The sequence below is a fragment of the Sulfurimonas sp. genome, assembly GCF_023228785.1.
Taxonomy (GTDB): domain Bacteria; phylum Campylobacterota; class Campylobacteria; order Campylobacterales; family Sulfurimonadaceae; genus Sulfurimonas.
Genome location: NZ_JALOAN010000030.1, coordinates 1 through 11,416, shown reverse-complemented (window position 1 = coordinate 11,416; position 11,416 = coordinate 1). Strand labels below are relative to the sequence as shown.

General features: G+C 33.6%; 9 protein-coding genes. 3 read left to right on the top strand and 6 right to left on the bottom strand.

Features of this window, described 5'->3' with window-relative positions; genetic code table 11:
- Positions 1 to 100 precede the first annotated feature (100 nt).
- Both M0Q24_RS08450 and M0Q24_RS08445 read left to right on the top strand, forming a co-directional pair.
- Complete coding sequence (locus tag M0Q24_RS08450) at positions 101 to 394, top strand: hypothetical protein (RefSeq protein ID WP_295049604.1); 294 nt, start codon at positions 101 to 103, stop codon at positions 392 to 394.
- Between the two features lie 3 nt (positions 395 to 397).
- The gene (locus tag M0Q24_RS08445) at positions 398 to 1,075 is read left to right on the top strand and encodes a uracil-DNA glycosylase (RefSeq protein ID WP_295049602.1); all 678 of its coding nucleotides are present in this window, start codon (positions 398 to 400) and stop codon (positions 1,073 to 1,075) included.
- Here M0Q24_RS08445 and M0Q24_RS08440 read toward each other — a convergent pair.
- From M0Q24_RS08440 to M0Q24_RS08420, 5 genes are read right to left on the bottom strand one after another with little or no spacing between them, the layout of a single operon-like run.
- Positions 1,056 to 2,066 (bottom strand): endonuclease/exonuclease/phosphatase family protein, encoded by a 1,011-nt coding sequence (locus M0Q24_RS08440; protein ID WP_295049599.1) that lies wholly within the window; start codon positions 2,064 to 2,066, stop codon positions 1,056 to 1,058. The two genes, M0Q24_RS08445 and M0Q24_RS08440, sit on opposite strands and share 20 nt — an antisense overlap.
- Complete coding sequence (locus tag M0Q24_RS08435; RefSeq protein WP_295049596.1) at positions 2,066 to 4,015, bottom strand: M3 family metallopeptidase; 1,950 nt, start codon at positions 4,013 to 4,015, stop codon at positions 2,066 to 2,068. The genes M0Q24_RS08440 and M0Q24_RS08435 overlap by 1 nt, the downstream gene beginning before the upstream one ends.
- A complete protein-coding gene (locus tag M0Q24_RS08430; RefSeq protein ID WP_295049593.1) occupies positions 4,015 to 5,106 on the bottom strand; it encodes a trypsin-like peptidase domain-containing protein in 1,092 nt (363 codons plus the stop codon). The genes M0Q24_RS08435 and M0Q24_RS08430 overlap by 1 nt, the downstream gene beginning before the upstream one ends.
- Positions 5,107 to 6,423, bottom strand: coding sequence for a hypothetical protein (locus M0Q24_RS08425; protein ID WP_295049591.1), 1,317 nt, complete (start codon positions 6,421 to 6,423; stop codon positions 5,107 to 5,109). It lies immediately after the preceding gene.
- Between the two features lie 59 nt (positions 6,424 to 6,482).
- Positions 6,483 to 9,659, bottom strand: a complete 3,177-nt coding sequence (locus tag M0Q24_RS08420) for an NAD-glutamate dehydrogenase domain-containing protein (RefSeq protein WP_295049588.1) — start codon at positions 9,657 to 9,659, stop codon at positions 6,483 to 6,485.
- Positions 9,660 to 9,755: 96 nt separating this feature from the next.
- Between M0Q24_RS08420 and M0Q24_RS08415 the strand changes: the two genes are divergently transcribed.
- Positions 9,756 to 10,502, top strand: coding sequence for a hypothetical protein (locus M0Q24_RS08415; protein WP_295049585.1), 747 nt, complete (start codon positions 9,756 to 9,758; stop codon positions 10,500 to 10,502).
- A 251-nt stretch (positions 10,503 to 10,753) separates the two neighbouring features.
- On the opposite strand, the gene M0Q24_RS08410 is transcribed toward M0Q24_RS08415, so the two are convergent.
- The coding region (locus M0Q24_RS08410; protein WP_295049582.1) for a methyl-accepting chemotaxis protein at positions 10,754 to 11,416 on the bottom strand (663 nt) is incomplete at its 5' end.

Genomic DNA, 11,416 nt, shown 5'->3' with positions numbered 1-11,416 from the left:
TCCCTTTTAGTGTATAGTTTAGCACCTTAAATAATAATAATAGTGCCAAGAAAGGGTAAAAAAACTGATATACTTCTTTATATTTACTTAAAGGTTTTTTATGGATAGTGAGATAGTTTACTCGATTTTTGGGATTGTTATTTTAGTTATTATCATCATTTTAGTAATGAGAAGTAAGGGAGATGTAATTAGCAGAAGTCAAGAAGAGAAAAAAGATGAAATTATCTTAAATTACAAACAAAAAATACAAGAGATATTAAGTCCTCTAGATGGTGATGTGAGAGTTCTTAAAAAGAAAAAACTACTAGGTCAAATAAGCAATGAAATGGCTTTAAATATATACTTTGATGAAGATGATATAAGAGAAGTTATACAAGAACTCTCAAAAGCATAATAGATGTTAAAACAATTATTAGAAGCTACTCAATGGTCATCTCTTGTCTCTTCACAGATGAAGATGAGTTACTTTTTAAAATTGGAAAAGTTTATAGAGAGTGAGTCTAAAACTAAAAAAATCTTTCCACCAAAAGAGCAGATCTTTAGTGCATTTGAGTTAGTAAAGCCAGAGGATGTAAAGGTTGTTATAATTGGGCAAGATCCATACCATGGAGAAAATCAAGCTAATGGATTGGCTTTTTCAGTAGTAAAAGAGTGTAAAACTCCGCCATCACTCAGAAACATTTTTGTAGAACTTATGGACGATATGACTTGCACGCATCCAAGTTCACCAGATCTAACTCAGTGGGCAAAAGAGGGCGTTTTACTAATAAATAGTGTGTTAAGTGTTGAGATGGCAAAGGCTAATTCTCATAAAGCAAAAGGATGGGAAGAGTTTACGGACTTTGTTATAAAAAAACTCTCTACGGAGTATGAACATATAGTTTTTGTGCTTTGGGGAGGCGAGTCTCAAAAAAAAGATAGACTTATAGACTCATCAAAACACCTGATCTTAAAAGCTCCACACCCCTCACCACTAAGTTCTTATAGAGGTTTTTTTGGATCTAAACCATTTTCAAAATCAAATGAGTATTTAAAACAACATAGAAGAGGCGAGATCAATTGGTGCTTAGATTAAACTTTGCGATGACAGGCAGATGATCTGAGTATCCTTCGCCTTTGTGTCTTTTTACTCTTGCATTTGAGATCTGCCATCTGTAGATCTGTTTCTTTTTAAAGAGGTAGTCTTTTTCAAGATTTTTCGCACTTGCATCGAGATAGAACATCTCTCTTTTTTCTAGTAAAGATTGTGAGACCAAGATATTGTCAAGCGCCTCTTTTTTACCTCTATAGATGTAGGTATATCTATCATCAAGATCCACATCGTACCAAAGATTGTAGAAGTTTTTCTCTTCATACTTTGTATCTTTAGCTCTTTGAGTCTGTTTTAGACTTCTTAGAACATGGTTGATACCAGTTTTACCATTTGTGTCATTTAGTCGTCTTGTACGCTCAAACTTTATATGCTCCTCATAGTCAGAGTTAAAGTCTCCTATAAGGATGATATTTTTATCATAACCTATCTGATCAACTCTATCTCTTAAGAGTTTAGCTGAGAGGATTCTAGCACTTTCAGGTTTTGACTTTGCACTCCAATGGTTTGCAAAGAGATAAAACTCTACGCCATCTATCCTAAACTTTGCTTCTAAGATATTTCTATACTTGTAAGTCTTTGTAACTTCTACTTCTTTTGTATAGACAAAGGGATATTTACTTAAAATTGCTACATTTATAGCTGTGTTTTTCTTATCTGCAATCTTATAAAACTCATAATAAAGCCCAGATCTCTTTAGTGTAAAACGAAGATCTTTTAGAGCTTGAAGTGAGTGAATCTCTTGGAGAGCTATAATATCTGCGTCTAGATCTTGTATAACTTTTGCTATGTTTTTTAGCTTTGTTTTGTAGGTTTTTTCATTCCAATTACTCTTAGTATTTGGTTCGTACTCTTTGTATTTGTAACCTTTTTTCTCTAGATCAAAAAGGTTCTCAACGTTATAAGAAGCTATGCTCAAAACTCTATCTCCAAAGAGCGATAGAGCAAGAACAAATAGTACAAGAAGAGATCTCACTACTTAATGCCATTTAATCTCAACAAGCTTTGTGCATCTGGATCTCTGCCCATTAGAGTTCTAAAATACTCATCCATGCTCTTTGCTCCGCCACCTTTTAGGACAACTTCAAGGTAAGCCTTTGCTACACAAGAATCAAAAATCCCCTCATCGACCACGCTAAAAAAAACATCGGCACTTAAAACTTCTGCCCATTTGTAACTATAGTATCCAGCCGCATAACCGCCTGCAAAGATGTGTGAAAAGCCATTTTGAAACTTGTTGTACGATGGTGGTTTTATAAGTGCTGTATCTTCTCTTATGCTATCTAGTAGATCTTGTACGCCATTGCCACTATAGAGATCTGAGTGTAGTTTAAAGTCAAATAAAGAGAACTCTAACTGCCGAAGCATTTGTGAGGCGGACATAAAGTTTTTAGCGCGAACGAGTCTCTCTATCATCTCATCAGGGATAACTTCGCCCGTCTCATGGTGAGATGCAAAGAGTTTTAAAACCTTTGGTTCATATGCAAAGTTTTCTAAAAACTGCGATGGAAACTCAACTGCGTCCCACTCAACACCATTTACACCACTCACTTCAATCTCGCTAACTTCACTTAGTAGATGGTGAATAGCATGGCCCATCTCATGAAAAAGGGTTACTACATCATCATGTCTTAGAAGTGATTTTTGCGTTTTGCTTGATGGGGCAAAGTTACAAACAACAAAAGCAGATGCAAGTTTTGTTTTGCCATTTTTATCTTTAGCGTGAGTCTCAAAGTTATGCATCCAAGCACCGCCTCGTTTGCTTTTTCTAGCTTCAAGATCTAGGTAAATTCTCGCCTTTACTTCACCATCTAAGTAGATCTCATAAACACTAGCTTTTTCATCCCAAAGCGTCTCTTGGACTTTTACAAATGAGATCCCAAAGAGCTTGTTTAAAAACTCAAATGTTCCCTCAACTACGCTTTGTTGCTCAAAATAAGGTCTGTACTCTTCTTCATCTATTTCGTATTTCTCTTTTTTTAAGATCTCGCTATAGTAAGCACTATCGAAACTCTTTAGTGGATCTTTTGAGATCGCTTGAAGCTCCTTTAACTCTTCTTTTGCTTGATCTTTTGAGTTTTGTATAAGAGTTTGTAAAAAGTCTATAACGCTACTTGTGTCTTTTGCCATTTTCGATGCAAGTGAATACTCTGCATAGTTGAAAAAGCCAAGAAGTTTACTCATCTCATTTTTTAAACTAAGAAGTTCATCTATAATGGCAGCATTCTCTGGAGATCTAGTAACATAAGCTTTGTAAAGTTCTTCTCGGATCTCGCGGTTTGAACCATAAGTCATGTAAGCTATGTATGATGGCATTTGAAGTGTAAATTTGTACTTTGTAACACTAGCTTCTTCAAACTTCGCACTCTCAATATCGCTCTTTGGAAGTCCAACAACATCCTCTGGATCTGCTGTAATAAACTCATAAGCATTTGTTGCATCTAGGAGGTTTTGAGAGAAGTCATTTGAGAGTTGGCTCTTTTTTAGGTTGATCTCTTGAAGTCTTGTTTTTTTACTCTCATCTAAATGTGCACCACTTAACTCAAAGTGTAAAATGTTTAGATCTAAGACTCTTTTTTGCTCAAAGTTTAAAGAGTCTGCCTCATTTTCTAAGATCTCTTTGTAGGCTTTGTAGATCTCTATGTTTTGAGATAGTTTTGTAGAGTAGTCCGTAACAATAGGAAGAGAATCCGCATAGACTTTTTGTGACTCTTCTGAATTGTTTACCGCGTTTATGTGCGAGAGTGGTGTAAAAAATTGCTCAAGTTTTTCTTCATTTTCTTGTAAAGGTTTAACAAATGAGTTATAACTCTTTTGTTCAAGTTTTAGTAACGCTTCAATGCTTTGGTTGTTTTGTTTTATAATACTTTGTAGATCATCTATAAAACTCTCTAAATTTAGACTAAATTTTAAAAATTTGCTCATTATCTATCTTCCTCATCTCTTTTTAATTTTACGGCTTTAAATCTATTTATTAGGATCTCATCGTACTCATCAGAGAGTCTAAAAAGTCTCTCTAATGCCACTTTCCCCTCATCGAATGTAAGAGAAGAATCTACTATTAAATATGACAAATATATACTATTTTCATTTATGGAAAATTGCAAATAGTTTAGTTTTTCATTCTCAGCTAGTAAAAAATCATATATATTTTCTATATCTTCTTTTGGGATCCTACAAAGTTTAGAGTCGCCTATAATTATGCCATTTTCATAGTAGTTTATCTCGATTCTTGCACTTCCATAGTCAACTCTCCAAGAAGCTTGTGAGCGTCTTGAGAGTGTTACATTTATGTTGAGTGCTTCTAAGATCTCTTCTAAGCGTTTTGTTGCACCAGATGGAGTGTAGCCTTTTCGTCTTAGCTTTGCGATCTCAAGTTTTGTGCCACACTCTAAGCAGTAGTCATCTTTTATCTCTTTTTCTTTTATAAGATTTTTACAAGATGGACACTTTATAATGTCTACATCCGCTACTTCTTTAAAGTTTTGTAGAGCCTCTTGTACATAAAAGTGAGGAAGTGCAAAGCCTAGGTTATTGGCATTTTGAATTATAAAAGTGTTAATACCTATAACTTCGCCTTTAACATTTAAAAGTGGTCCACCGCTGTTTCCAGGGTTTATAGCTGCATCTATTTGAATGTACTCTAGATCTTCATAGAGTCTTGAAGCTTTTGAGACAATGCCCTCAGTTGCTGTGTAGTTTAGTCCATAAGGATGACCTATAGCTATAGTTGTGTCGCCATTTTTTACTACGTTTGAAGAGAGTTTTAGAGGATTTTTTGGCTCATCAAATTTAGTTTTTATAAAAGCTAGATCATAATCACTATCATCATAAACAACTTTTGCAATAGTTCTTTTTATATCTTTAGAGCTCACCACAACCTCTTTTAAACCACCTACAACATGAGAATTTGTAACAATTAGATCTCCTATGATAAAGCCACTTCCAGTTCCATAAGGTGTCATTATTTGAATGATATTATCTATATAAGTATCGAGTAGTGTTTGAGTTATCATCTAGATCTCCTCAAAGTTTAGGTGTTTTAGTTGTAAAAGAAAGCTATTGCTAAACTCATTTAGAGATGAGAAGTTAAGCTTATCTCCAAACGGTTTTAACTCTTTATATCTTGCTTGATGTGGAGCTATAGCATCTTTGATTTTAGCTTTAATGGCTTTTTTAGCAAATATTTCTTTGTCTTTGTCGTAAAGAACACTATACTCAAGTGCTTTAAAAAACTCTGGGTTTTGAATCTTTACTAAAGTATGAAGAAGTTTTTTAACAATAGGATTTAGTCCATAATTGTAAAGAATATAAAAAGGAATATACTTATAAATAGTAGGTATGATCTGACTATAACGGTTGTTTTTATACCATCTTATCTTCATAAGTGACTCATTTATAAAGTTTGAGATCTCCTCTTGTGAGACTTTCTCCATTGGGTTAAAAGTATATTTTGCACTATAGAATTTCTTGCTAAACTCCTCAAAATCCATAGCCTTTAGTTTTTCTATATACTTTCTTAGCTCTTCATTTTTGTACTCAGTTGAGAGGTTTTCATCACTAAAATAGAGGCGTATTTTTTTACTCATCTTTTGATAAATATCGCACTTTACAACTAAAAGATAGTCAATTTTAAAGAGTAGATGCAAGTATAAAAAGGCTTGCATTCCAGCGTTGTCATTTGTAGGAAGTGTGAGAATCTTAGCATCTAGTTCATCTATCCACTTATGCAAAAATTCATATTTTATCTTTAGCTCATCATCTTCTAGCTTTAAAATATGTGAAGAATCCTCAAGCGTGATATCTTTAAACTCACTCTTTAAGTACTCTTTATCAAAGTCAGCATTTAGTGCAATTTCACGAAGTGGAAAAAATATTTTTTGCGGTGAAGCAGTTATGTTGTCATGATATAGTTTTAGCTTTATAAGCTCACCATCGCTTGAGTAGTTAGCATAGGTGAGTTGATAGTTTCTCTCTAAGATATATCGTTTTAGTGCGACTGTGGCTTCTTTAGTCTTCATCATCACAACTTGAGCATAAAGGGTATCTTTAGTTACAACTCCTGTGACTCTAGCGCTTCCTTGAAAGATCTCAAACTCTAGTTTTTCACCATCTCTTGAAATTGTGATATTTTTGTTTGATGTTTTGCTTGTAAAATTCTCTATGGTTTTGAGGAAAAATTCATAAGCGTTTAATATCTCATGTTTTTCAAAAGACTCATAAGAAAGGTTAAAAAACTCTTCTTCATCAGGAGAGAGCGTAGCATTTATACCTCTACCAAAAGGGTGGCGAAGCAGAGTTCTTTTAGTGCTTAAAAAGTTAAACCAGTTCAAATCATTCCTATATAAACAGTATTTGTAATTTATTTGCAATTATAGCACGCTAAAGAGTGCTATAAAATAGAAGTCATTATTTGATTTACTGTGATGCTGACATCTTCTATGCTTTTTGTCTCTTTTGATATAAAGAGATTAATGTTGTCTCTCATCTCATCAAATGACTCTTTTTCATTTTCTAAGTAGTTTTTAAAAGCCTCTTGTGGAGTCTCTGTCACTCTTTGAAATTCTAACACCTTCTCAGTAAAGTGAACTACTATAAACTCAATAAACTGTAAAATCTGATATCTTAGTATTTTTTGGTTTTGCGCGGTTGTCTCTATTGTATTGAGTAAGTTTATCATCTCTAAAACTTTAAACTCATTTACTACAAAGTAAAAAACTACAGCTACATCTTTAAAAGTATGAAGAGAATTTTCTTTTACCATAATAGCAGCTACTGCAAACTTTAAGTAGTCAATAGCACTGAAAAAGAGGTTAAACTGATGATTTTCATCTAAGATTTTTGTGATTTTAGAGTCTTTCATATTGCCTAAAACTTCAAAAAGTTCATCTTTATAATCTAGTATATGGTTTAGATCTACTTGATGCTTGTTTAGATACTTTAACATCCATCTAGTAGTAAAACCTAGAGTTTTTTCTATATCATCTAAGAGTCTGTACTGAAGTTTTACATTCATCAAAAAGTCATTTCTGTAGATCTCATGTCTTATATCATTAGCATCAAAGAGTTGGTTTGTAATGAGATAAGCTTTTATCTTAAGTAAAAAGTTTTCTAAGCCTCTTTTGTTAAAGTCAGCTATAAAAGTACTACCTTGAAGATTTATAATCTTATCTGCCATTACAGTAGCTGTAATCTCTCGACGCAGAGGATGGTTTTGTATCTCATCTTCAAAAGCACTAATAAAAGATTTTGGAAAGTACTTAAATAAAAATTGATTTGAAAAACTCTCATCTACAAGAGATGACTCAAGTAAAATATTTGTTAGAAATATCTTAGAGTAAGAGATGAGTGAACTTATAATAGGTCTAACAATGGATCCAGCAGGACAGAGTATTTCAGAGATATTTTCATTTTTAGGTATAAAGTTATCTGCTCTTTTAAAGCTTGATAAATTTGTCTCTAAAACCTCAATACTCAACAAAAAGTCATCTAAATAGCGGTTACTCAGTGTTGCATCTTTAGAAATTGCAAGAGATTGATGATAGTTACTCCAAACAACTTGATTTACTACTTGTTCAGTTAAGCCTTTTAATGTTTTTTTAGCATCTTCTTCACTTATAAGACCTTTCGCTTTGATGATGTTTAGAAGTATTTTTAAGTTTACCTCATGGTCTGAAGTATTTACTCCAGCAGCATTATCAATTGCATCTAGGTTTAGCTCTCCACCAAGTCTTGCATACTCTATCCTTGCTCTTTGCGTAAAACCTAAGTTTCCACCCTCGCACACAACCTTAGCTTTTAACTCAGTTGCATCTAGTCTAACTGCTTCATTTTGCTTATCGCCTAGATCTAAGTTTGACTCATCAGAGCTCTTAACATAGGTTCCAACTCCACCATTAAAGAGCATATCAACTCTCATCATCAGTACTTTCTTAGCTAACTCTTCTCCGCTAAGAGATTTTTTAGTAGTACCAAGGAGTTTTTTTATCTCTTCGCTTAGTTCTATATTTTTTTGTGAGCGAAAAAATATGCCTCCACCCTTAGAGATAACTTCTTTATTGTAAGCAGACCAACTTGCATTTTGGGATTTAAATAGTCTAGCTCTCTCCTCATAACTCGCTTGAATATCTGGTTCTGGATCTATAAAGATCTCATTATGTGAGACTGCGCCAAATAGTTTGAACATTTTAGAATAGAGCATCCCATTACCAAAAACATCTCCCTTCATACTTCCGATACCCACAATCGAAATACTTTGCTCTTTTATGTTGATGCCTCTCTCTATAAAAAATCTCTCAGAAGAGACTAACGCACCATGAGCCGTTATTCCTAGATCTTTGTGTCCAAAACCATTACTTCCCCCACTTGCAAATGCGTCGCCTAGCCAGTAAGAACGGCTCTGAGCAATTTCATTTGCAACATCGCTCATAGATGCAGTACCTTTATCAGCTGCTACAACAAAGTAATAATCATCTCCATCATAAGCTACAATCCTCTCATCTCTGATGATTTCTCCATCGATTCTATTGTCTACCAAATCAAGTAAGTTGTTTATAAAAGCCCTGTAAATCCGTTCAAAATCTTCTTCAGTAATACTAGAAGCTTCTTTGTTTATAACAAATCCACCTTTTGCGCCATTTGGGATGATGATGGAATTTTTACTCTCTTGAGTAAGCATAAGTGACTTTATCTCTTGGCGATAATCTTCATGTCTCTCACTCCATCTAAGTCCACCACGACTAATCTTACTCATTCTTAGATGCACACCGCTAAATTCTGGATGATAAACAAAGATCTCTATCTTTGGTTGAACACCTTTTAGGTTTTGTGAGAAAGATTGTGTATCTATCTTAAAAGAGATCTCATCTTTGTTGAAAAAGTAGTTTGAGCGAGTGAGATTTTGAATCAGTGAATATGTTATCTTTAAGATCTTGTCATCTGTAATATTTGGAACATCTTTTATAAGAGATTCTATCCTTAACTCTAGCTCAGATATATGCTTCTCTCTTTTGTTTTGAAGTGGATTGAATTTTGTAAGAAAATAATCCACAAAAAGTTTAGATATCAAAGGATATGTTGTGAGGGTATTTCGTATCATTTCTTGATTTATAGAGATTACAGATTGGTCAATATATTCAATTATTGCACGAAGAAGCAAAACTTCTTTGATAGATAAATTTTGAGAATATACCAAAGAATATAGTGAACATCTAAAGAGAGTATTTCCCAAAAGTGAATCTGAAATGACATTTTGTATATTTAATTTTGAGCTTTTTAAACTCTTTACATCATCTAGTTTTAGATTGAATTTATTGAGATAGATCTGTTGTTTGTCTTTTTTTGTAGTGTAAGTAATCTCATCTATTATAACGAAGCCAAAATCATGCAAGATTGGAAGTATTGAAGATAGATAAATCACCTCTTGTGAATAGATATTTATATATGGAAGTTGTGAATCATCAACGATCTCCGTGATGATTTTTTGCTCTAAAATATCACTATAGAGTTCATCAGAAATAGTTGGATTTTTTTTAGAAATAACAGTAGAACTTGTCGAAGAAGATTTCATTAGAATTCCTTTTAAAAATTAATTTAATTGTAACACATTTTGAATTCTTTGAATATGTGTTGTATGATACATTTAATACAAAATTTAGGAGAAATTATGGAAAATGAAGAAAAACTCAAAAAATCACAAGCAAATGTGCTTCACTTTGCGGCTTACACTCTTTTAGTAGTAGCTCTTGTAGTTCTTGGATATCTTTATATAGATGCAATTTCTCAAAGTTCTTTAGGTGAAAACAGAGCTCAAAAAGCTATGAATTTTAAAGATTTACCATTAGATGTTCAAGCGAAATATAAAAGTGATAGTGAGTATAGATCTCTAGAGATGAGACTAAAAAATGAACAAGAACAAAACAAACTACTTGCTATGATGGACAAAGATGATAAACCTGCTCCAAATATACAAAATATTACAGATAAAAATTCTGAAATCTTAGAAGAGATCCCAGAAGGTGCAAAACTTATAAAAGAGTTTGCAAGTTGCTATGATATGGAGATGGGAAGTTATATCATCTCATGGGAGTGCAAAAAAAGTATAATCTCTTTTATAGATAAACACAAAAGTGCTAAGTATTTTGAAATCATCTCTTTAGTAGATGATGCAGAGTTTAGTTTGTATAAAAATTTAGAAAGCAATGACTTTATATATGATAAGTTAAATATCACTCAAAATAGCATCAACAAGATGAAAAAGTTAAGTCAAGCTGGACTTGCAAAACATAGAGCGATTGAAGCAAACTGGGTTATAAAAGTTCATACAAATAAAAAAGCAAAAGTTTATAGCGCGAACTATCATTTGATATCTCATGATGAAAAAAGAGGAGTTTTAGTTAGAGCGTATGAGTAAGAAAATAAACTTATACTAGTCATCCTAAAAAGTCTCGTCATACTGAACATACTTCGTCATCCTGAGATTCCGTGTCAAGCACGGAATGACGGTTTGAGATATAAGGACAGCAGATCCGTCATCCTGAGATTCCCGCCTCGTCACAACACCTCTCCTGCCTCGTCACATCTCTCCTGAGGTGTGACGTATATTTGTAGTTCCTTTTTGTGTCGGCATTCCACCTCAGGAGAGGATGCAACGAGAATAGTTTTTTAAGTTCTAAACTCTTCTAGTTTCACATGAAGAGCGTCAGTAAGAGAGTTTAGATGCTCTGCGGCAGCGGCTATCTCTTCTACACTTCTTGCATTTTGAGAAGATATTTGATTTATCTGAGTGATTTGATTTACGATAAATTCTATATCTTTACCCGTCTTCTCAAAATCATTAACCGTCTTATCACTAGCTTTTACAGCCAAGTTTACAATACTTACACTATCATTTATCTTTGTTTGGACATCAGTTGAGACTTCAGCTAAAGCTTGAACTTCTTGAGAATTTGTGTTCATTTGAGTACTTACATCACTGATAGATTGAACTATTACGCTAATGGTTACATTTATCTCAGAGAGTGATCTTTGAGTTCTCTCTGCAAGCTTTCGGACTTCATCAGCAACTACAGCAAATCCTCGCCCATGCTCACCTGCGCGTGCCGCTTCAATTGCAGCGTTTAGAGCTAGAAGATTTGTCTGATCTGCGATATCTGAGATAACCTCTAAGATGCTCTTAACTGCATTTGCTTCACTAGAGAAAGCGTCCATTTTATGAGCTAGCTCTACTTCTAACTGGGCACTACCTTGAACTCTAGAAGTAAGAGCTACAAGTTCATCTCTAGCCGCATTTAGGTTGTTATTTGCTCTCTCAACCTCTTTTTTACT